Source organism: Hypericibacter terrae (genome assembly GCF_008728855.1).
Classification (GTDB): Bacteria; Pseudomonadota; Alphaproteobacteria; order Dongiales; family Dongiaceae; genus Hypericibacter; species Hypericibacter terrae.
Genome location: NZ_CP042906.1, coordinates 1,224,192 through 1,247,687 on the forward strand (window position 1 = coordinate 1,224,192; position 23,496 = coordinate 1,247,687).

The window sequence follows — 23,496 nt, forward strand, 5'->3', positions numbered from 1 at the left end:
GGGAATGGGTAGTAAAAATCTGGTCTTTCGAGGCATTTACGGGGCGTTAACCACGCTTTCGCTGATCCCTCGAAGCACAGAAATCTGTGCCCAAGACGAAGCCTCGCTCGTCATTGCGGCGACTTCGTGTTCTTTATTTGTTCTGGCGGCGAATACTTGCGGCGACATCCCGCCGAAGGGGTGGCGCCAGGGGACAAAGCCGGCAGGGGAGGTAATGCCAGACGGCCGATAAGCCGGGTTCTGTGCACGGGGATCGACTGGCGAACCAGCCAGTCCCCGGCGATGGCCATTCATCTGGGACGTTCGTTGCCGAACGCCTCGCGCGACCGACCCGGACAGCGGCTCGAAAACCGCCCGGTTCAGGATTTCCCGAAGGAAATCAAGAACCTGCTGTCCCTACTTGGTCTTGCTCCCGGTGGGGTTTGCCCTGCCATGACCGTTGCCGGCCATGCGGTGCGCTCTTACCGCACCATTTCACCCTTACCCTTCCCGTTGCCGGGTCGGGCGGTATGTTTCTGTGGCACTGTCCCTGGGGTCGCCCCCGCCGGGCGTTACCCGGCACCGTGTTTCCGTGGAGCCCGGACTTTCCTCCCCCACGCCGACCGTTGCCGATCGGCGGAAGGCGGCCACCTGGCCGTCTGGCTTGCGCAGAGTTAGGCGCTGAAGCGGCGCAGGTCAACCGATCTGGTCGAGAAGATCCGCAAGAATGCCCGCGCATTCGTCGTCGGGCGCGCCGTCGAAGCGTGACGGACGGAAATGACGCTGGAACGCGATCAGGACGGTCTTCGTCGCCTCGTCGAGCTGCCCATGGGTTGGAACCTCGTAACCGAAGCGACCGAGGCCTGACTGGAACTCGGCGACCGACCAACTCCGCGGTGTGGCGCTCGCGCGCGGCCAGAGGCCGATGCCATGGCGGGCGAGGCCGGCCCAATCGAACAATTCGCCCGGATCCTGTTTGCGCGGCGGCGCCACGTCGGAATGGCCCAGCACATGGCGGGGCGTGATCGGATGGCGCGCGAGAATCTCCAGCGCCAGCGCCTCGAGGCTGTCCATCTGGGCCGGCGGGAAGGGCCGATAGCCGAACTCATGGCCGGGATTGACCAGCTCGATGCCGATCGAACGGGCATTGATGTCGCGCGACCCCTCCCAATAGCTGACGCCGGCATGCCAGGCGCGCCGCTCCTCGGCCACCAGGCGCCAGGGCGTGCCATCCTCCTCGATCAGATAATGGGCGCTCACCTTCGCCTTCGGATCGACCAGCCGGTCGATCGCCGCCTGCGCACCCTTCATGCCGGTGTAATGCAGCAGGAGGATGTCGATCGGCTGGCCGGCAGGCCGTTCGTCATGGTTGGGCGAGAGGACTTCGCTGAGTTCGAGCTTTGCCATGGTCATGCCCTTCGGCCCTATTGCCCACCCTTGGTCGAGGCCGCCACGAGGGCCGGCCGCCGGATCACGCAGATCGCCACGCCCGCCAGCGTCGCGAGACCCCCGATCACCATGAGCCAGGTCAAGGGCTCATCCAGGAACAGGATGCCCGACAACACACCGAACAGCGGGATCATCAGCGTAAAGGGCATCACCTGATTGACCGGAAATTTCCGCATCATCCGATACCACACACCATAGCCCACCAGCGTGACGAGGATGCTCTGGAAGGCGAGCACGCCCCAGACACCCCAGTGATCCCAGGGGACGGTCTCGATCGGATTGCCCTCGACCAGGAAAGCCACAATCAGGAGTTGAGGGAATGCCAGGACGGCGATCCAGCCATTGAGCGCCATCACATCGATCGCGTCACCCATCTTCTTGATCTGGATGTTGGCGAAGGACCAGACGCAGGCCGCGGCGATGACGAGCGCCAGCGGCAGATAGCCGTTCTCGAAGCGCGGCTCGCCGGCGATGAGCGCCACGCCGGCAAAGGCGATCACCATGCCGAGCATGCGTCGCCACCCGATCCGGTCCTTGAAGAAGTAGGCCGCCAGCAGGGCCGCGAAAGGCACCTGGAGCTGCACTGCGATCGCGGCAGTCGACGCATCGACATCCCTCATGCCGGTGAACATGAGGCTGAAATGAAGAATGCCCAGGGTCACCGACAGCCCGACCAGCTCGCGCCAGCGCGGCGGCGGCTTGATGAAGGGAAGCAGCAGCAGCGCCACGCCGAGAAAGCGCAGTGCCACGAAGGTGAAGGGCGGCATCAGCCCGAGCCCCCATTTCACCACCACGAAATTGAATCCCCAGATCATCATGACGAGAAGGATCAGGGCCAGATGACGGGGTTTCACGCCGTTTCCAAACTCACTCTGTCCGTTCCCCCAGCGCGGAGAAAGGGTGGGAAGAGGGCTGGACGGTCTTCAATATCGAGCAGCCCCCTCCTTGATCCTCCCCCGCGAGGCGGGGGAGGAGATAGTCCCGAGTCACCCAATGCCGCGCTCCCGGGCGATCCGGTCGTAGGCGGCATTGACGCGCGCCATCTTGTCGGTAGCGAGATCGACGAATTCCTGCGGCAGGCCCTTGGCGATCAGCTTGTCGGGATGGGTTTCGCGGATGAGCTTGCGCCAGGCGAGCTTGATGTCCGCGTCGCTGGCGTCGCGCGTCACGCCCAGCAGCGTATAGGGGTCGGATTCGTCGGGGCCGAGATGCGAGTGGCGGATCCGCTCGAAATCGGCCTCGGCAAATCCGAAGATCTGCGCGACCCGGCGCAGATAGTCCAGTTCCGCATCGCTGACCTTGCCGTCGGCCTTGGCGATATGGAACAGGCCGTCGATCAGCTCTTCGAGAACCCGCGACTTTCGCGGGAACATCTTCGCGATCTGCCGGGCATAGGGCTCGAAGCCGTGGGCATCCTTCCGCGCCTGATCGAAGAAGCGTCCGACATTCTTCAGCTCATGCGGCGGAACCCGGAACACCTCCTTGAAGGCGGCGATCTCCTCGCGCGTGACCTTGCCGTCGGCCTTGGCCATCTTGGCGCCCAGCACGATCACGCCGATGGTGAAGGCGATCTGGCGCGTCGCCGCCCGCTCGTCGCCCGGCGGCAGCGCCTGGGCGTCGTCCTGCAGGTTGGCTTCCGTCAGCATATCGACGGCATGGCCGGCCACGGCCCCGGCCAGGGCGCCGACCGGGCCGCCCAGCGCGAAACCGGCGGCTCCGCCGAGGATCTTGCCCCAGATGCTCATGGCCAATTCGATTGTTGGGAAAAACGGGGGTGGCGAGGGCGCCAGGAGCCAGCGGTTCCTTAACGCGAAGCATACATCCTGTAGCTTACCGAAAGGGCCGTGCCGGAGCCAGCCTTGCTCAAGAGAGGCGAACAGGATCAAAGGCTTACTCGTCCATCTGCGGCTTGGTGCGAGTCGGGCTGGGGTGTCACAATAGAGAGATCATACCGGTGCCCGCCCGCGAGCGGCTTGAAGGCGCCGACCGGAATCAGGATATGAAAGCGCCCATGACAGCCAGCCAGCGACCCGTGACAGCGAGCGAGAGAGCGCTCGCCTGCCATCGCGCGGGCGATCTGGTGGGCGCGGAATCCGCCTATCGGGAAGCCCTGGCCGCCGCCCCCGACGATCCCGCGGCGCTGGGCGGTCTCGGCGTCCTGCTGGTTCAGACCGGACGGTCCCAGGACGCCATCGCGCCACTCGAACGGGCTGTCGAGAAGGCGCCGGCCGATGCGCAAGGCCAGGTCAATCTCGGCAGCGCCTATGCCGGCACGGGCCGTCTGCCGGAGGCGATCGCCGCGTTCCGGCGCGCGCTGATGCAGGCGCCGGATCATCGCCATGGCTGGCGCAATCTGGCGATGGCCCTGCTGCGCAGCGACCGGTTCGACGAGGCGGCTGTCGCCATCGAGCGCCTGCTCAAGCTGGCGCCCGATCAGGCCGAGCCGCATCGTCTCGCGGCCGATCTCGCGATGCGGCGTCAGAGGCCCGCCGATGCCGCGCGGATCTATGAGCAGTTGCTCGGCCGCGAACCTGGCAATGCGCGTCATGAGGCGGGGCTGGCCGGTGCGCTGGCGGCGCAGGGCGAGTTCGCGGCGGCGGCGGCGCATTGGCGCAAGGCGGTCTCGCTGGCGCCCGATCGCGCGGAGTATTGGAATCAGCTCGGCACTTCCTGTCGTGCGAGCGGCGACAGCAGCGGCGCCATCGAGGCCCAGCGCCGCGCGCTCGCGCTCAAGCCGGACCACGCCGCCTTTCATCTCAATCTCGGCGCCGCCCTCTATGATCAGGGCCTGATCAAGGAGGCGATGGCGGCCTTCCGTCGCGCGGTCGAGCTCGAGCGCTCGAATGCGCTGGCCTGGCGCAATCTCGGCAGTGCCCTGGAGATGCTGGGCCGCAATGCCGAGGCCGCGAATGCCTATCGCGAGGCCTTCGCCCTGGAGCCCGCGAATGCGACCGGCCAGGCCCTGTTGCTGACCCAATTGCTGCAGCAATGCGATTGGGCGGGCGCGGCCCCGCTGCTGGCGCGCGTCGCGGCCGACACGAAATCCAAGCTGGCGCAGGGCCGCAAGCCCGAGGAGACGCCGCTGGCCCATCTCTCGCGATCGAGCGACGAAGCGGAGACGCTGGCGGTCGCGCGCGCCTGGGTGAGACAGATGCAGTCGCGTCTCGCGGGCGCACGGATTGCGCGGCGGACCCCGGATCTCGATCCGGATCGCCGCCTCAAGATCGGCTACTTCACCAGCGACATGCACGACCATCCGGTCGCCCATCTGACCGTCGGTCTGTTCGAGCATCACGATCGCAGCGCCTTCGAGCTCTCGATCTATTCTCACGGCCGCGTCGATGCCAGCCCGTGGCGGCGGCGCGCCGAAGCGGCCGCGGATCGTTTCGTCAATCTGCACGGGCTGGGTCAGCGCGCGATGGCCGAACGCGTCGCGGCCGACGGGATCGATATCCTGGTCGATCTCAACGGCCATTCCAGCGGCGCCAAGATGGAGGCGCTGGCCTTGCGGCCGGCGCCGATCCAGGCGCTGTGGCTGGGCTACCCCGGCAGCTCGGGCGCGGACTTCATCGACTATCTGATCACCGACATCGTCGCCACGCCGCCGGAGGCTGCCGCCGACTACAGCGAAGCCCTCCTCTGGCTGCCGCAGGTGTTCCAGCCGAACGACGACCGGCAGGAGATCGCGGCCGAGGCGACGACGCGCGCGCGCTGGGGCCTGCCGGCGGACGGCGTGGTGTTCGCCTCGCTCAATCAAGGCTTCAAGATCGAGCCCGCCAGCTTCGCCCTGTGGATGGGCCTGCTGCGCGAGCTGCCGCGCTCGGTGCTGTGGCTGCGCAGCCCCAGTGCTGAGATGCTGGCCAATCTGCGCCGTGCGGCGGTGGCCCATGGCGTTGCGCAAGAGCGCCTGGTCTTCGCGGACCGGCCGGAGAAGCCGGTCCATCTGCAGCGGCTGTCGCTCGCCGATATCGCACTGGACACCTGGACTTACAACGGTCACACCACGACCAGCGATGCGCTCTGGGCCGGCGTGCCGGTGATCACGCTCGAAGGGAGCCATTATGCGAGCCGGGTCTCGGCCAGCGTGCTGCGGGCGATCGGCCTGCCGGAGCTGATCGCGGCGACGCCCGAGGATTATCGCGCGCTGGCGCTGCGCTATGGCCGCGATGCCTCGGCACGCGCGGCCCTCAAGGCCAGGCTCGCCGCCAACCGCAAGACCATGCCGCTGTTCGACACCGCGCGCTTCACGCGCAACCTGGAAGCGGGCTATCGCGCCATCTGGCGCCGCCATGTCCGCGGGACGAAGCCGGCCTCGATCCGGCTCGTCGAACCCACCGGCGCCGCGGCGTCGGCGGTGGGTGCCGCGATGGGCGAGGCCGAGGCCTTCCGGCACAGCGGCGACCGCCGCAAGGCGATCGTTGCCTATCGCCGCGCCCTGGCGCTCGATCCGGCGGATGTGAGGGGCCAGCTGCACCTGGCCGATCTGCTGCGCACCGAGGGTGCGACCGGTGAAGCCGCGGATCGCTATCGCGAAGCCGCCGCGCTGGATCCGAGCCTGGCCGAAGCCTGGGGCGGCCTCGCCGCGATCCTGGCGGAAGGCGGGCCGATGGCGAAGCATCTGGATCGCTGCCGCGATCTGGCCGCAGGGCGCATGAGGCTCGGCGCATCGTGAGGGGCAGCCCCGTCGAAACCGGCATGATCGAGAACGCGATGGCGCTGCACCGCGCCGGCACGCTGGAACGCGCGGAGGCCGCCTATCGCGCGCTGCTCGAACGCCAGCCCGGCCATATCGGCGCGCTGGGCGGGCTGGGTGTGCTGCTGTTCCAGACCGGGCGCCGCGAGGCGGCGGTCGAGCCGCTCGAACGCGCGACGGCGGGCGCGCCGAAGGACGCACAGCTGCAGATCAATCTGGGCGCCGCTTATGCCAGCCTGCAGCGGCATGGCGAAGCCATCGCGAGTTTCCAGCGTGGGCTGGCGCTCGATGCGCGTCATGTCGATGGCTGGCGCAATCTCGCCAAGTCGCTGCTGGCCGCGAACCGGCTCGAGGAGGCCAGGGTCGCGCTCGATCGGCTCGAGGCGCTGGTGCCGGCCGACCGCGAATGCCGCCGCCTGCAGGCGGACCTGATGCTGCGCGGCGACCGCGCCGTCGACGCGACCACGACCCTGCGCCGCCTGGTGCAGGAGGATCCGAAGGATGTTCGCGCCTGGGTGAGCCTGGCGCGCGCGCTGTTTCGTCAGGGCGACTATCAAGGTTCGGCCGAGGCCAACCGCAAGGCCCTGCGGCTCGATCCGCAAGAACCGACGGCGCTGATCAATTTCGGGATCGATCTCAAGATCCTGGGACACAGGGATCAGGCCGTCGCCACCTTGCGCCAGGCGATCGAGCGCACACCGAAGAATGCCTTTGCCTGGCGCAATCTCGGCGCGATCCATGAATCCGCGAAACGGGAAGAGGAGGCGGTCGCCGCCTATCGTCAGGCGCTGGCGATCGATCCCGCGGACCCCGCGGCGGCCTCGCTGCTGCGGCTCTATCAGCAGCAATGCGCCTGGGCGGAGGCCGCGCCCTTGCAGGCCCGCATCGCCGCGGCGACCGAGGCGGCCCTCGCCAAGGGCGAGAAGCCGGAAGAATCGCCGCTGGCCCATCTCTCGCATTGCACCGACGAGGCCGAGAACCTGCGCATCGCGCGGGCCTGGTCGCAGGCCGCCGTCACCAGGATCGGCGGGCAGCGCGTGGCGCGGCCGGCGCCGGATCTCGATCGCGAGCGGCGGTTGCGCATCGGCTATCTCTCCAGCGATTTCGGCGAGCATCCGGTGGCGCAGCTCACCGTCGGCCTGTTCGAGCGCCATGACCGCCGGCAGGTCGACGTCACCGCCTATGCGATCGGCGTCGATGACGGCAGTCCCTGGCGCCAGCGCATCGCCAAGGCCGCCGACCGGCTGGTCGATATCACGCCGCTGGGATTCCGCGCGGCGGCCGAACGCATCGCCGCCGACAAGATCGATATCCTGATCGATCTCAATGGCCATACCGGGGCCGCGCGGCTCGAGATCCTGGCCTTCAAGCCCGCGCCGCTCCAGGCGCTGTGGCTGGGCTATCCCGGGACATCGGGCGCGGACTTCATCGACTATGTCCTGACCGATATCAATGTGACGCCACCCGAAGCGGCCGCCGACTATAGCGAGCAGCTCTGCTGGCTGCCGAACCTGTTCCAGCCGAACGACAATCACCAGGCGATCGCCGAGCAGCCGGTCACGCGCGCAGAGTGGGGCCTGCCCGAGGGCGTACCGGTGTTCTGCTCCTTCAATCAGGGCTTCAAGATCGAGCCCGCCTTGTTCGATTGCTGGATGCAGATCCTGCGGGCCTCGCCAGGCTCCGTCCTCTGGCTGCCTTCGGGCAATCCGCAGATGCCGGTCAATCTGCGCGCCGAGGCCGAGAAGCGCGGCGTCGCCCCGGAGCGCCTCGTCTTCGCCAGCCGTCCCGACAAGGCCCTGCATCTCAAGCGCCTGTCGCTCGCCGATATCGCGCTCGATACCTGGACCTACAACGGCCACACCACGACCAGCGATGCGCTCTGGGCGGGCCTGCCGGTGGTGGCCCTCGAAGGCACGCATTATGCCAGCCGCGTCTCGGCCAGCGTGCTGCGCGCGATCGGCCTGCCGGAGCTGGTGGCGCGCACGCGCGAAGACTATGCGGCGCTGGCCCTGCGCTACGCGGGCGATCGCGAGGCGCTGGCGGCGCTCAAGGCCAGGATCGCCGCGAACCGGGCGACGGCGCCGCTGTTCGACACCGAGCGCTTCCTGCGCAATCTCGAGCGGGCCTATCGCGCTCTGTGGCGGCGTCTTGCGGCCGGCAAGCCGCCCGCGGCGATCCGCATCGTCGAGCCGCCCAAGGCCGAGAGGGCCGAGACCGATCGTCTCTTCGCCGAGGCGGAGGCGCATCGGATGTCGGGCGAGGCGGAAGCCGCGGCCGCGCTCTATCGCGCCGTCCGGGCGCAAGACGGGGCCCGCGTCAATCCGCATCTCCATCTGGCCGCCTTGCAGCAGGCCGCCGGCGACCCGGCGGCGGCGGCCGAGAGCTATCGCGAGGTCGTGGCGTTGCGGCCCAATCTCGCGGAGGCCTGGATCAATCTCGGCGTGGCGGATCAGGCGGCGCCGCCGATCGAGCGTGCCTTGCGCTGCTATCGGCGCGCGCTCGAGATCGACCCGTCGCTGGTCGTTGCCTCGGTCAATCTGGTCGGCCTGCTGGTCGAGCGTGAGCGTTTCGCCGAGGCGGCCAAGGTCGCCGAGGCGGCGCTGACGCATTCGCCGGGCGATCGCGGCCTGCTCCTGGCCTGGGCGCGGGCCCTGATCGGTCTGGAGGATGGCGCCGGGGCCGAGCGCAGGCTGCGCGAGGTCCTCGCCCGCGATCCCCAGGATTCCGATGGGCTCTTCCAATTGGGCCGGGCACTGGCGGCGCAGCTTCGGTTCCCGGAGGCGATCGCGGCCTATCGCGCGGCCCTGGCGGTCGATCCGAAGCCGGTCTTCATCTGGAACAATCTGGCGACGGCCTTGCGCGAATGCGAGCGGCTGGTCGAGGCCGAGGAGGCCTTGCGCACCGCCCTGGCGCTGGATCCCAAACTGGTCGGGCTTCACACCAACCTGGCCATGGTCGTGCGCGGTCTCGGCCGCGCCGAGGAATCGCTCGCGATCACGCGCCAGGCGCTCGAGCTCGAACCCGACAACCCGGATGCCCATCGCCGCCTGGCGTTCGCGCTGATGACGATGGGCCGGGTCGAGGAAGGCCATGCCGAGTATGAGTGGCGCTGGCAGTCGCCCTCGTTCCTGACCCGCGCGCGCCGGATCGTGGCTCCCTTCTGGCAGGGCGAGCCGATCGCCGGCAAACGACTCCTGCTGCAGAGCGAGCAGGGGTTGGGGGACACGCTTCAATATATCCGCTACGCCCGCAACGCCGCGGAGGCCGGTGCCGTGGTCCTGGCCGAGGTCCAGGCGCCGGCCGTGCGCCTGGTGCAATCCATGCCCGAGATCAGCCAGGTGTTCAGCAACAGCCAGGAGCTGCCGCCGGTCGATTTCCAGGTGCCGCTCATGAGTCTGCCGCATCGCTTCAAGATCAGCATGGCGACCATTCCCGCGCAGGTTCCCTATCTCCGGGCGACGCCGGCCGATCGCGAGCGATGGGCGGAGAGAACGGCGCGGCTGCCGCGTCCGCTGGTGGGGTTCGCCTGGCGCGGCAATCCGAAATATCCGAACGATCGCCGGCGCACGATGTCCCTGCGGCCGCTGGCGGATCTGATCCGGACTCTTTCCGGAAGCGCGATCGCGCTGCAGCTGGACATGAAGGATGACGAGCTGACCGGCAACGGGCTGGTTGGGCGGTTGCTCGATCCGGCCAAGGATCTGGGCGCGTCGCCGCAGCGCTTCGCCGATCTGGCGGACACGGCGGGCCTCATCGACGGGCTCGATCTGGTGATCGCCGTGGACACCGGCATCGCCCATCTGGCGGGCGCCCTGGCACGGCCGGTTTGGATCATGCTGCCGGCCGAGAGCGATCCGCGGTGGTATCTCGATCGCGAGGACAGCCCCTGGTATCCGACCGCCCGGCTGTTCCGCCAGGCCACGGCCGGCGATTGGGACGAGGTCGCCCGCCGCATGGCGCGGGCGCTGCGCGAACCCAACGCCTTCGCGCGACGAGGGGCGGGATGACGCTGGAGGAAACGGAGGCCGACAGGCTCGAGGCGGTCGAGCGCGAGCGGCGCGAGCAGGAATTGCGCCGGACCGTGCAGGCCGAGCCGCGCCATCTCGACGCGCTGATCGAGCTGGGGATGCTCTGCTTCGAGACGGGGCGCCGCCATGAGGCCGTCGGTTTCTTCGAGCAGGCGGTGGCGCTGGCGCCGCGCGATGCGATCCTGCGCTGCAACCTCGGCAATGCGCTGGCGGCGACGGGCCGTCCGGAAGCCGCCCTGCTTCATTTCCGTGAGGCGATCCTGGGCGATCCGCGCCTCGCGCTGGCGCATTACCAGTATGGGAATGCCTTGCGCGATCTCGGCCGCGACCCCGAGGCGGTCGCTGCCTATGGGCTTGCGATCGGCCTCGATCCCCACCTCGCCGCGGCCGAGCGGCAATTGGCGCAGCTGCTGCGCCGGCTGGGGCAGGTTCACGAGGCCGCCGCCGCCTATCGCCGCGCGCTGGCGATCGAGCCCGACCGCCCCGTGGTCCATTTCAATCTCGGCAACCTGTTGCGCGAACAGGGCCAACTCGAGGAAGCGGCGGCGAGCTATCGGGCGGCTTTGCGGCTACGTCCCGGATTCGCCGGGGCCGCCTGCAATCTCGGCCATGTCTGCCTGGCGCAGGGGCGGTTCGCGGAAGCCGAAGCCCTCTACAAACGAGCGCTCGCGGCCGATCCGAAGCTTGTCGATGCGGCGCGCAGCCTGACTCAGGCGCTGGAACAGCAGGGCAAGCTCGGGCCCGCGATCAGCGCCGGCGAGAAGCTCGTGGCCCTCGTCGAGAACGACGTCCCGGCCTGGGTGCGTCTGGGGCGGCTCTATCAACGCCATGGCAAGCCGATCCAGGCTTTGGCCGCCTTGCGCCGCGCGCTGGCGCTGGCGCCCGCCGATCTTCCGGCGCTCCTCGCATCGATGCCTGTGCTCGGCGCTCTCGAACGACCGGAAGAGGCGATCGCCGCCGGTCGCCGCGCGCTGGCGATCGATCCCGACAGCGGAGCCGCGGCGAGCGGGCTGTGGATGTTGTTGCGGCGCGCTTGTCGCTGGCGCGAGGCGGAGGCGTTGGCGGCAAAGATCGCCGGCCTCACCGACGCGGCGCTGGCCGGCGGCAGCGTGCCGGATCAGACGCCGGGCGCATTTCTTCTGGCCTCGATGGACGGCCCCAAGCTGCGCCGGATCGCTCAAGCCTGGAGCACCACCTCGCTCTCTTTTCCGGGCAAGCCCGGCGCGGCGGCCTTGCGACGGCGGCCGCTCGATCACAAGACCGATCGTCCCTTGCGGATCGGCTATCTCGTGGAGGCCGGCAGCTCCGATCTGCCCTTGATCGCCGACCTCTGCCGGCGTCACGACTCATCGCGGATCGAGCCGATCCTCTTCACCCATGGTGACGGCGCAGCCGCTTCTCCGGCATTGCCGGAGGGGAGTGTCGATTTGAGCGTGCTGCGGCCCGAGATAGCGGCGCAGCGCCTGGCCGACGAGGCGATCGACATCCTGGTCCTGTCCGATGCCACGCCCGGCAATGCCGCCATGACGATCGCCGCCCGAAAGCCTGCGTCGCTCCAGGTCGCATGGCCCGGCTTCCCGGGAACCAGCGGCGCCGATTTCATCGACTACGTCCTGGCCGATGCGATCGTGGCGCCGCCGCAACAGGCGGGGCATTGGAGCGAGGCGATCTGCCGGCTTCCCGAAGCCCATCGCCCGATCCTCCTCGGCGAACAACCGCTGGGAGAAACGCCCGACCGCGAACGCGAAGGCTTGCCGCCAGATCGCCTGATCCTGGCCGCGCTGCATCCGCCCGAGCGGATCGAGCCGGCGCTGTTCCGGCTCTGGACCGAGCTTCTGGGTGCCCTGCCGAATGCCATGCTGTGGCTGTCGGCTGCGGAGCCGCTGATGGCGGTGGAGCTGAGACGGCAGGCGGCCGAGCGCGGAATCGAGCCGCAGCGGCTGCGCTTCGCCGCCCCACGCGCGCCCGTCGCACGGGGCCCGCGTCTGGCGCTGGCCGATCTGGTTCTCGACAGCTTCCCCGCGAACGATGCGTCGCTCACGGAAGAGGCGCTGGCCATGGCCGTTCCGGTCGTCGCCCTGCGCGGCCGCAACTTCGCCAGCAGCAGTTCCGCCAGCCTCCTGGCGGCGGCGGGTGCATCGGACCTGGTTGCCGAGGACCTCGAAGGCTATCGGCGCATCGCGCTGGATCTGGCGTGCGATCCTTCTCTTCGGGAGACCGTCAAGGGGCGGCTGCTGCAGGCGCAAGCGCGGGCGCCGTTGTTCGATCTGGCCCGCTTCGGGCGCCATCTGGAACAGGCCTATGGCCGCATGTGGCGCCATTATCTGGCGGGCCGCGCGCCGGAGGCGATCGAAATTCTGCCGGCCGTCGAGGTCCAGGCATGAGCGAGACAGGGACTTCGACCAGCCCGGCGAAGGCGGCGCTCGCCGCCTACATCGCCGGCGATCGCGCGCTGGCGGAGCGGCTCTATGGCGAGGCGCTGACGCAGAATCCGGACGATGCCACGGCGCTGCAAGGTCTCGGCGTGCTGCGCTTCGAGCAGGGACGCAAGCCGGAGGCGCTCGCCTTGCTGGGGCGCGCCGCGACACTGGCGCCCGGCAATGCGGGCATCCGGCGCAACCATGCCGCGGCTCTCGCGGTCGCCGAGCGGTTCGCGGACGCCGCCGAGGAATATCGGGCAGCACTCGCGATCGAGCCCGATGCTCCGACCGACTGGGGGCGGCTCGGCAGTGTGCTGGCCGAAATCGATCGCAACGACGAGGCGATCGCAGCTTATCAAAACGCTCTGGCACGGATGGCGCCCGACGCACGCGAGGGCCCCGCGCTGTTGCGTCGGCTGGGCCGCGTCCAGCGCAGCGCCGGCCAGACCGAGGCGGCGATCGCCACCTGGCGCGCCGCGCTCGAACGTGCGCCCGGCCATGCCGGGGTCGCCTTCAATCTCGGCAATGCGCTCAAGGAACTGGGCCGCAACGCGGAGGCGGAAGCCGCCTACCGGCAGGCCTTGGCGATCGATCCCCGTCTGGTACGGGCCCAGGTCAATCTGGGGGCGGTCCTTCATCTCGAAGGCCGGCTGGAAGAGGCCGAAGTCGCCTTCCGCAGCGCGCTCGCCGTCGATCCCGCGGGAGAAGACGCCAGGCGCAATCTCGCGATCGTCCTCAACGATCTCAATCGCGGCGAAGACGCCTTGCGCGAGCTGCAGCCGCTGCTCGCCGGCGCCGAGGAGCGCGACACCCTGCGCGTGGCCTGCGTGCTCTATCAGGGCTTGCAGCGTCCGGCCGAGGCGCTCGTGGCGGCGGAACGTCTCCTGGTCATGACCCCGGGCGATGGCGGCGCGCTCGGCGCTCGCGCGCTCGCCTTGCTGGCGCTCGAACGCCGGGAGGAGGCGCTGGTCGCGGCCGAGGCGGCGAAAGTAGCCGCCCATGACGATGCCAATGCGCTCAACAATGCCGGCGTGGTGTTGCGCACCCTGGGTGCCGTCGACGCCTCGATCGACTGCTTCCGCCGCGCCATTGCGCTCAAGCCGGGTTTCGCCGACGCCCATTCGAGCCTCGGCATCGGATTGTTGGCGAAGGGCGATTTCGCCCGAGGCTGGCCGGAATATGAATGGCGCTGGCACACGCGCGATTTCCGCCGCGGCCTGCGGCGCTACGAGACCCGGCGCTGGCAGGGCGAGCCGCGTCCCGACGTGACCTTGCTGGTCTATGCGGAGCAGGGTCTTGGCGACACCCTGCAATTCGCCCGACTGCTGGCGCCCACGGCGCGCCTCGTCGGCAAACTGCTGTTCGAGACGCAGCCGGAGCTGGCGCGCGTCATGCGGGGGCTTCCGGGGACCGAGCATAGTTTTGCGCGGGGCGGATCGACGCCGGCCTTCGATCTGCAGGTGCCGCTGCTGAGCCTGCCGGCGCTGCTGCGTTTCCCGCTCGACCGGATTCCGGGCTCCGTTCCCTATCTTCATGCGGAGCCCACGCTGTCCTCGGCCTGGGCGGAGCGGCTGAAGGCATTGCCGCGCCCGCGCATCGGTCTGGTCTGGCAGGGCAATCCGCGTCATCCCAACGACCGCAACCGGTCGATCGGGCTGGCGCCGCTGGCGCCCCTGATCCGTCGCCACGATGCCGGTTGGGTCAGCCTGCAAAAGGCCGGCGGCGCGGAGGCCATCGCGGCGCAAGAATTGTCGGCACGGATCTTCGATGCGACGGCCGAGCTCGAGGATTTCGCCGACACCGCGGCGCTGTGTTCCCAGCTCGATCTCGTGATCGCGGTCGATACCTCGGTCGCGCATCTTGCCGGCGCCATGGGGCGACCGACCTTCCTGCTCCTGCCGTCGGTGCCCGATTTCCGCTGGCTCCTGGATCGCCGCGACAGTCCCTGGTATCCCTCGATGCGGCTCTTTCGCCAGCGCCATTTCGGAATCTGGGCCGACCCGCTGGCCGAGCTCGACATCGCCATCGCCCAATTGCTGCAGGGGCGGCGATGAACCCGCGATCGCCGGCCCACCGACAGATCGAAGCGGCCCTGAAGGCCCACCAGTCCGGAAATCTGGCCGAGGCGCAGCGTCTCTACCGCGCCGTTCTGGCGTTGAATGCCAGCGATCCTCAAGCCCTTCACGGGCTGGGGGTGATCGCCTTTGGCGCCGGCAACCGCGACGAGGCCTTGCCCTTGCTGGCGAAAGCCGCGCTGCAGGCGCCGAGGATCGCCGAGTTTCGCCGCAACTATGCGAATGCGCTGGCGGCCTCGCGCCAGTTCGAGGCGGCGATTCCGGAATATCGCGCGGTTCTCAAGCTCGAGCCGCGCGGCGCCGCGGATTGGTCGCGGCTGGGCACGGCACAATCGGCGCTCGGGCAGCATGAGGAAGCGGCAAAATCGTTCGCTGCGGCACTCTCTCATCTCCCGGCGAAATCGCCCGACCGCATCGGCGCGCTGCGCCGTCTCGGTCAGGCGCAGAAGCGGGCGGGCCATGGCGAGGCCGCAGTCCGATCCTGGCAGACGGCGCTGTCGCTCGATCCTCGTCAGGCCGACCTCGAGGCCAATCTCGCCGAGTTGCTGACGACGCTGGGCCGTCCGATGGAAGCGCAAGCGGCCTATCGCCAGGCGCTGGCGCTCAAGCCGGACGATGCCGCCGTCCTGACCAATCTGGGCGCGCTGTTGCGCGACGACGGCGGATTTGTCGAGGCCGAAACGCTCTATCGCGCGGCCCTCAAGGCCGAGCCGGAGTCGGTCATGGCGCGCCGCAATCTGGCCGTGGCGCTGCATGACCAGGAAAAGGACGCGGAGGCCTGGCCGGTGATCGAGGCGGCCCTCGCCATGGCGCCGCAAGATACGCATGCGCTTCAGATCGCGAGCGGCGTGCTCCAGGGCCTGGGGCGGCATGAGGCGGCGCTGGCGATGGCGGCAAGGCTGCTGGCACTGGATCCGGGAGAGCCGCGCGTGCCCGGAATTCGCGCCCGATCGCTGCAGGCGCTCGACCGCAATGCCGAAGCCCTGGCGGCCGCGCGCGACGCAATGCGCAACCTCAAGCCCGATCCGGATGCGCTGGCCGACGCCGCCTTCGTGCTGCGCTCGATGGGCGAGATGGACGACGCCATCGCCTGCTATCGAGCGCTGCTGAGGCTTCGGCCCGGCGATGTCGATGCCCATGTCAATCTCGGCGGCTCGCTGCTGTCGATCGGCCGATTTGCGGAGGGTTGGCTCGAATATGAATGGCGCTGGAAGCGCAAGGCCGAGGCCACGAGGCGCAATCGTCCGATGCCCCAGCCTCTGTGGGACGGCGCCCGGTCGCTTCCTGGCCGTCTCCTGATCTGGAACGAGCAGGGGGTGGGCGACGAGGTCATGTTCTCGAGCCTGTTGCCCGAGCTGGCGGGCGGGGTCGATTGCGTGCTCGAATGCGATCCGCGGCTGGTTCCCTTGTTCCGCCGTTCCCTGGCGAAAATCGAGATCGTGGCGCGGCGGGAGCCCATGCCCGATCCGCTTCTGACGGGATCCGACATCGTGAGGCAGGCGCCGGCCGGCACGGTCGCGCGCTGGCTGCGGCCGGACCTGGCGAGCTTTGCCGGCAAGGGCGGCGCCTATCTCGTTCCCGATCCGGCGCGGGTCGCGGCCTTGAAGAGCCGCTATCGCGAGGCGGGGTTCAATGTCGGCATCGCCTGGTTCACCAAGGCCGATCAGCAGCAGGGGCGCGGCATCGAGCTGGAGCAGCTCGAGCCCCTGCTGTCGACGCCGGGCGTCCGCTTTGTCTCGGTCCAGTATGGCGATCACCGTGCCGCGATCGCGGCGCTCAAGGAACGGACCGGCGTCGGGATCTTCGAGGATCCGTCGATCGACCAGTTGAAGGATCTGGACGGGTTCGCAGCGCAGCTCGCCGCACTCGACCTCGTCGTCACCATCGACAACAGCGCCGCGCATTTCGCCGGCGCCTTGGGCGTCCCCTGCTGGGTTCTGCTGCCCTTTCTGCCCGAATGGCGCTGGCAGCGCGACCGGACCGATTCGATCTGGTGGTCCTCGCTGCGGCTCTTCCGGCAGAGCCGCCGGGGCGATTGGAGCGAACCGGTGGCCGCGCTTTCGGCGGCGCTCCACGGCCGGCTGCAGGCGCGCTCATGACCGCACCGCAGCTGCCGGAGGCCCGGTTCGACGCGGCGCTGGCGCTCTACCGCGCGGGCGATCATGTGGCCGCCGCCGCGATGCTCGAGCGCGTGGTGGAGCATGAGCCGGACCGCGGCGAGGCCTGGCATCTCCTGGGCGTGATCCGGTCCCAGGCGCCCGATCAGGAAGGCGCGTTCGCGGCGCTGCAGCGAGCGGTCGCGCTCCGCCCGGAGGATGCCGAGATTCTCGGCAATCTGGCGCGCCTCCAGATCAAGCGGAAGCAATATGGGGAAGCCGCGTCGTTGCTGCGGAAGGCGGTGGCGCTCGCGCCGCGCGACGCGGAGCTCTGGCGCAATCTGAGCCTGGCCCGGCGTCGGCAGGACGACATCGGCGGGGCGGTCGAGGCGGCGCGCGAGGTTCAGGCGCTACGCCCCGACGATCCCGCGGCGGCGTTCGAGCTGGGCCTCGTTCTCGCGCGTGCCGGCGATCCGCGCGCCGCGCATGCGCAATATGTGAAGGCCGCGGCGCTGCGGCCGGATTCCGCGCCGTTCCAGGTTCAGCTCGCCGAATCGCTGCGCGGACTGGGACAGCTGGCGGCCGCCAAGACGGCGGCCGACCGGGCGGTCAAGCTCGACCCCGACTACGCCTCGGCTCATGCCGTGCAGGGCGACGTCCTGCGCGTGCTGGAGGATTTCAAGGGCGCTGCGGCGGCGCTCGATCGGGCTCTGGCGCTGGCGCCCAATCTGTTTCTGGGCAATTTCTACAAAGGCCTGCTCGAGAACGATCTCTGCCGCGTCGACAGCGCCATCGCCCATCTGGACAAGGCGCTGGCGCTCGATCCCGATCACCCCGATCTCCACTGGAATCGGGCGGTCATGAATATCCGGCGCGGCGAATGGCGCGAGGGCTTCGCCGAATATGAGTGGCGCTTCCGCTCGAATCTGTTCGTCGGCGGTCCGCGTCCGCCCTTGCCGGTCCGTCCGAAACCCGCCGAGCTCGCTGGCAAGCGGGTGCTGCTGACGGCCGAGCAGGGTATCGGCGACGTGATCCAGTTCCTGCGCTATACGGCGCTGGTGGCGCAAGCCGGGGCCCATCCCATTCTGGAAGTTCCGGCCGAGCTTCTTGGTCTTGCGGCATCGACACCCGGCGCAACGGCGGTGATCGCGCGCGGGAGCGAGCCGCCGCCCCATGATATGGCGCTGCCCTTCATGAGCCTGCCCTACGTCTTCGCGACCGAGATCGCGACGACGCCGGCGACAACGCCTTACCTTCGTCCCGACCCCGTGGCGGTCGCCGCCTGGGCGAAGCGGCTCAAGGATCTGCCGCGGCCGCGGATCGGTCTCGCCTGGCAGGGCAACCCGCTTCACCGCAACGACCATAACCGCTCGATCGCGCTGACCCGGCTGAAGCCGCTGATCGAGAGCCTGCCCGCGGGCTGGATCAGCCTGCAAAAGGGCGCGGGCAGCGAGCAGATCGCGGCAGCGCGCCTCTCGGATCGTCTCCTGGATGCGGGCGCGGGCCTTCAGGACTTCGCCGACACGGCGGCCCTGCTCGACAATCTCGATCTCGTCGTCACCATCGACAGCGCGGTCGCGCATCTTTCGGGCGCGCTGGGCCGCGCGGTGCTGCTGCTATTGCCCTGGTCGCCCGACTTCCGCTGGATGCTCGATCGCGGCGACACGCCCTGGTATCCCACCATGCGCCTGCTGCGACAGGCGCGCCGGCGCGATTGGGCCGAGCCGCTGGCGGAGCTTCGATCGGTGCTGGTGAAGCGCTGGCCGCATCTGGGCAAGACCGGCCCGGACGCCTCCCGGCCCGCCACGACGCGACAAATGGCGCCGCCGGCATTGCCGCCCGACGCGCAGTCCGCTGCCGAGACGACGACGCTCGAGCGCGAGCTGATGCAGTCTCCGGACGATCCCCAGATTCTGGCGCGGTTGTCCACCCTCGAACGACGCCGGGGCCGGCTCGAGGCGGCCATCGATCTCGCCCGGCGCGCGCTCCAGTCGGATGCGGCCTTCGTCCCCGGGCTGCTGGCTCTGGGTCACGCCTTGTCCGACCGGGGCGACAACGACGGGGCGGTCGCGGCCTATGAAGCGGCGTGGCGGCAGCAGCCCGACAACATCCTGGCTCTGACCAATCTCTCGACCTTGCGGCTGCGTCAGGCCACGGCTGCCGCCGAGGATGCGCGCGAAGGAAGCGCCGGCCGCGTCGGTGGTTTGATCGAGGAGGCTCGCTCTCTGGCGCTGCGGGCCCGTGCGATCGATCCGGACTATGTGCCCGCCATCCTGGCGGTGGGCGCCGCCTGCATGCGGGCCCGCAATGTCGACGGCGCTGCCGAGGCCTATGACAGGGCGATCGCTCTCGAGCCCGGGAATGTGATCGCGCTCGTCAATCTGACCCTCATGCGCCTGGAGCAGTCGCGATCGGAGGAGGCGGAGGCGCTGGGCCGGCGCGCGGTCGCGGCCGATGCGGGCAACGCCCAGGCGCATTGGCATCTGGCGCTGGCCCTCATGGTCAACGGCAAACTGCGCGAGGGCTGGCCCCAATTCGCCTGGCGATGGGCGACCGACTTCACGGCGGTAGGGCGGCGCCATTGGCCCTGGCCCGAATGGCCGGGCGGACCGCTCGGCGGACGGCTTCTGGTCTGGAACGAGCAGGGCATCGGCGACGAGCTGATGTTCTCCAGCCTCCTGCCGGAGCTTTCGAAACAGGTCGATCTGGTGGTCGAATGCGACCCCCGGCTGCTCGATTTGTTCGGCCGGTCGCTCCCGGGCGTCACTCTGATTCCCCGCACCGGGGTTCCGCCCGAGACGCGCGAATGGCCCGCCGGCATCGTCGCCCAGATCGCAGCCGGCGATATCGCCCGCCATCTGCGCCCCGATCTCGCCAGCTTCGCTGGGCAATCCGGCGCCTATCTGAAGCCCGATCCGGAACGCTCGAAGGCGATGCGACAGCGCTATGGCGGCGATCGCCCGCGCATCGGCCTCGCTTGGGACACCCGCGCCAAGCTGCATGGCGAGCGTCGCCGGATTCCGCTGGCGGATTTCCTGCCGCTCCTGCGCAACGAGCAGCTGCATGTCGTCAGCCTGCAATATGGCGACCACAGCGCCGAGATCGAAGCGGTCGCGGCCCAGGGTGCCGCGATCACCGTCGATCCGGCGGTCGATCCTCTCACCGATCTCGACGGCTTCGCCGCGCAGGTCGCTTCCCTCGACCTCGTCATCACGATCGACAACAGCACGGCGCATATGGCGGGCGCGCTGGGCGTGCCCTGCTGGGTTCTGATTTCCGATCCGCCGGAATGGCGCTGGATGCTCGACCGGGAGGATTGCGTCTGGTGGCCGTCACTCCGGTTGTTCCGGCAGCAACGCCCGGGCGAATGGTCGACGCCGCTGGCCCGGTTGCAGGAGGCGCTGGCGCTGTGGATCGATCGCCGGGGCAAGGCTGTCCAAGCTCCGGTGTCGCGCCGTCCCACCGCTGCGGAGATGGAGGAGAAGGCCGCCGCCATCCGCCGCTACGAGCAATTGCGCGACGCGGGCCGGCTCGACGACGCGGCGGCCCAGCTCGAGACCATGCTCGCCCGATATCCGGAGGAGCCGGCCATCCTCACCGAGATCTCGGTCATCGATCGCAAGCGTCGCCGTCCGCAGGCGGCGGTGGCGGCGGCGCGGCGTGCGTTGGCCCGGAACGGCGGATTCCTGCCGGCCATGCTGGCCCTGGGGGCGGCGCTCTCCGATTTCGACCGGCATGACGAAGCGGCCGATCAGTATGAAAAGGCGCTGACGATCGAGCCCCGTCACGAGGTGGCGCTGCTGAATCTGTCGGCCCTGCGGCTGCGCCAGGGCCGGTCGATCGAAGCTGAGGAGCTCGGACGCCGGGCCGTCGAGGTCGCCCCCCAGCGCGCCCACTCGCATTGGCATCTGGCGCTCGCCTTGCTGACGAACGGAAAATATCGCGAGGGCTGGACCGAGTATGACTGGCGCTGGGCGACCGGGCTGCTGGACGCCGAAAAGCGCGACTGGCCCTGGCCCGCCTGGCAGGGCGAAGCCCTGGACGGCCGGCTCCTGGTCTGGAACGAGCAGGGCATCGGCGACGAGTTGATGTTCGCGAGCCTGCTGCCGGAGCTGCTCGGCAAGGTGAAGATCGCGGTCGAATGCGAGCAGCGCCTCGTGTCCTTGATGACGCGATCGCTGCCGGGCATCCAGGTACTCGCGCGCCGCCCGGGACCGGTCATCGCCTCGGAATATCCCGGCGACATCGTCGCGCAATCCTCGGCCGGGGACCTGATGCGCTATCTGCGCCCCGATCCGGCGAGCTTCGCCGGCCGCGGCGGTCCCTATCTGCAGGTGGATCCGAGACGCCGCGATGCGGCGCGCCGGCGCTACGGCCAGGATCGGCTGCGCGTCGGCATCGCCTGGTACACCGCCTCACTGAATGCCGGCACGAGCCGGGCCATCCCACTGCCGCTGCTGGAGCCGCTGCTGCGCATGCCGGGCGTGCGCTTCGTCAATCTGCAATATGGCGACCACAAGGCGGAGATCGCGGCGCTCGCGGCCCAAGGCATCGAGCTCTTTCAGGACCCGAGCTTCGATCAGATGACCGATCTCGAGGGCTTTGCGGCGCAGGTCGCGGCGCTCGATCTCGTCATCACCATCGACAACAGCACGGCCCATATGGCGGGAGCGCTCGGCGTGCCGTGCTGGGTGCTGCTGCCGAAGCCCGCGGAGTGGCGTTGGCTGCTCGATCGCAGCGACTGCCTCTGGTGGCCGAGCCTGAAACTCTTCCGTCAGGCGCAGTCGGGCGACTGGTCGGTCCCGCTCTCGCAGGTCCGGGAATCCTTCACGGGCTGGTTGCGCCGGCACGGCAAGACGGATGCCGGCTTCGACGAAGCGCTGCAGGCGTTCCAGGCGGGCCGCTTCGAGGACGCGCAGCAGCAGCTCGAGCGCCTGCTTCGGGAGCTTCCCGGTCACGCGATGGGCTGGCAATTGCTGGGCGTGATCCTCAGCCGGTCGGGCCCGCCGGAAGCGGCCCTGGAAGCGCTGCGCCGCGCGGTGGCGCTGGCGCCGGAGGATGGGCAGGCGGCGGAGAATCTCGGCAAGTTCCTGCTCTCGCAAAAGAGCTGGGGCGAAGCGGCCGAGCAGCTGGCGCGCGCGCAGGCCATCGCCGGTCCGCGTGCCGATCTCGCGGAAAAGCAGGCGGTGGCCCTGCTGGCGTTGCGACGCTTCGGCGAGGCGGCCGACGCGTTTGCGTCGGCGCGCGGGTTCAAGCCCGCCGATGCCGTGCTGGCGCGCCGTCATGTGGCGGCCCTGCGCGATGCCCGGCGCTTCGAGGAAGCGGCCGCGATCGTCCGCTCCCGGATCGAGCAGGCGCCCGACGATCTGGAGATGCTGGCTCAAGGGGTCGAGATCGAGCGGAGCCTCGCGCGGCCCGAGGCCGCTCTCGGGCTGGCGCAGCGGATGATCGCGCTGGCGCCTGACCGTGCCGCCGCGCACGCGGGCCTGGCCGTGGCGCTGGCCGATCTCGAGCGATGGGACGATGCCGCGGCCGCCTGCCGCCGGGCGCTGGCGCTGGAACCGGAGAATGGGAATGCCGCTTCGATCCTCTGCGGCATCGAGACCCGCCGCGGCCATGCCGAGGCGGCGGAGCAGGCCGGTCGCGCGGCGGTCGCGCACGCCCCCGGCAATGCCATCGGGCATTGGAACTTCGCCCACGCGCTTCTGACCAACGGCGCGTTCCGCGAAGGATGGGCCGAGTATGAATGGCGCTGGCGGACCGGCATGCTCGACAAGGAAAAGCGCGATTGGCCCTGGCCGGAATGGCGGGGCGAGCCGCTGCAGGGCAAGCGATTGTTGGTTCATACGGAGCAGGGCTTCGGCGACGCGCTGCAATTCGTGCGTCTTCTGCCGTTGCTGAAGGCCCGGGGCGCGACGGTGCTATTGGAAGCCCAGCGGGAACTGATCGCGCTGTTCGCCGGCCTCGCCGGCGTCGATCGCCTGATCTCGCGCGGCGACGCCTTTCCCGCGGTCGATTTCCAGATCCCGCTGATGAGCCTGCCGCATAGCCTCGACCTCACGCTCGAGACCATCCCGGCGTCCGTTCCCTATCTGGCGGCCGACCGGGCGAAGATCCAGCTCTGGGCGGCGCGGCTGGCCGATCGCGGGGCGCCTCGCATCGGCATCTGCTGGCAGGGCGGGCGCGGGCACGATGTCGACCGTTGGCGCTCGGCGTCGCTGGCCCTCTTCGCACCGCTGATCGACGCGGCACCGGCGGCCTCTTTCGTCTCCTTGCAGAAGCAGGACGATCTTGCCGAGATCGCCGCTGCCGGGATGGAAGGTCGGGTGCGATCGGTCGCGGCCGAGCTCGGCGACTTCGCCGATACGGCGGGGCTGCTCGCCAATCTCGATCTGGTGGTCACGGTCGACACGGCCGTCGGCCATCTCGCCGGCGCCATGGGCAAGCCCGTCTGGCTGATCCTGGCCGAGGCGCCCGACTTCCGCTGGATGCGCAATCGCGCGGACAGCCCCTGGTATCCGCATCATCGTCTGTTCCGGCAGCAGGATCGCGGCGACTGGCGTGCGCCGGTCGCCGGCATTGCCGCGGCATTGCCGCGATTTCTGGCGGAAATCCGGGACTCCCGAAATGCCGGGCCCGCGGTCACAAAGCTGAAAAATTAGCCTCAATTCTTTCTTAACCGGGACGGGCGTGAAGTCTCTCTCTGGAGGGCTCCGCGACCGTCGCGGGGACCCGCTTGGGAAAAGGTTCGGGAGA

General features: G+C 69.3%; 9 protein-coding genes and 1 other RNA gene. 6 read left to right on the top strand and 4 right to left on the bottom strand.

The genetic code is table 11. The features are described from left to right. Positions 1-213 precede the first annotated feature (213 nt). The 4 genes from rnpB to FRZ44_RS05695 all read right to left on the bottom strand — a co-directional run bounded on the left by rnpB (position 214) and on the right by FRZ44_RS05695 (position 3,173). Positions 214-642, bottom strand: an RNA gene (gene rnpB, locus FRZ44_RS05680) — RNase P RNA component class A. A 33-nt stretch (positions 643-675) separates the two neighbouring features. After that, positions 676-1,386 carry an N-acetylmuramoyl-L-alanine amidase gene (locus FRZ44_RS05685; protein WP_151176270.1) on the bottom strand — a complete coding sequence of 237 codons (711 nt, stop codon included), beginning with the start codon at positions 1,384-1,386 and terminating at the stop codon, positions 676-678. Between the two features lie 17 nt (positions 1,387-1,403). Beyond that, positions 1,404-2,282: a DMT family transporter gene (locus FRZ44_RS05690; protein ID WP_225308561.1), complete on the bottom strand. Its 879-nt coding sequence runs from the start codon at positions 2,280-2,282 to the stop codon at positions 1,404-1,406. 132 nt (positions 2,283-2,414) lie between these two features. Beyond that, positions 2,415-3,173: a TerB family tellurite resistance protein gene (locus FRZ44_RS05695; RefSeq protein WP_151176271.1), complete on the bottom strand. Its 759-nt coding sequence runs from the start codon at positions 3,171-3,173 to the stop codon at positions 2,415-2,417. A 266-nt stretch (positions 3,174-3,439) separates the two neighbouring features. On the opposite strand from FRZ44_RS05695, the gene FRZ44_RS05700 reads away from it, so the two are divergent. From FRZ44_RS05700 to FRZ44_RS05725, 6 genes are read left to right on the top strand one after another with little or no spacing between them, the layout of a single operon-like run. Then, positions 3,440-6,100, top strand: a complete 2,661-nt coding sequence (locus FRZ44_RS05700; protein WP_191908436.1) for a tetratricopeptide repeat protein — start codon at positions 3,440-3,442, stop codon at positions 6,098-6,100. Next, positions 6,097-10,128, top strand: coding sequence for an O-linked N-acetylglucosamine transferase family protein (locus tag FRZ44_RS05705; protein WP_151176273.1), 4,032 nt, complete (start codon positions 6,097-6,099; stop codon positions 10,126-10,128). Before FRZ44_RS05700 ends, FRZ44_RS05705 begins: the two co-directional genes overlap by 4 nt. Next, positions 10,125-12,533 (top strand): tetratricopeptide repeat protein, encoded by a 2,409-nt coding sequence (locus tag FRZ44_RS05710; protein ID WP_151176274.1) that lies wholly within the window; start codon positions 10,125-10,127, stop codon positions 12,531-12,533. Before FRZ44_RS05705 ends, FRZ44_RS05710 begins: the two co-directional genes overlap by 4 nt. Then, the gene (locus FRZ44_RS05715) at positions 12,530-14,623 is read left to right on the top strand and encodes a tetratricopeptide repeat protein (protein WP_151176275.1); all 2,094 of its coding nucleotides are present in this window, start codon (positions 12,530-12,532) and stop codon (positions 14,621-14,623) included. The genes FRZ44_RS05710 and FRZ44_RS05715 overlap by 4 nt, the downstream gene beginning before the upstream one ends. Then, complete coding sequence (locus tag FRZ44_RS05720) at positions 14,620-16,743, top strand: tetratricopeptide repeat protein (protein WP_151176276.1); 2,124 nt, start codon at positions 14,620-14,622, stop codon at positions 16,741-16,743. The genes FRZ44_RS05715 and FRZ44_RS05720 overlap by 4 nt, the downstream gene beginning before the upstream one ends. Next, positions 16,740-23,402, top strand: coding sequence for a tetratricopeptide repeat protein (locus FRZ44_RS05725; protein ID WP_191908437.1), 6,663 nt, complete (start codon positions 16,740-16,742; stop codon positions 23,400-23,402). Before FRZ44_RS05720 ends, FRZ44_RS05725 begins: the two co-directional genes overlap by 4 nt. Positions 23,403-23,496 lie beyond the last annotated feature (94 nt).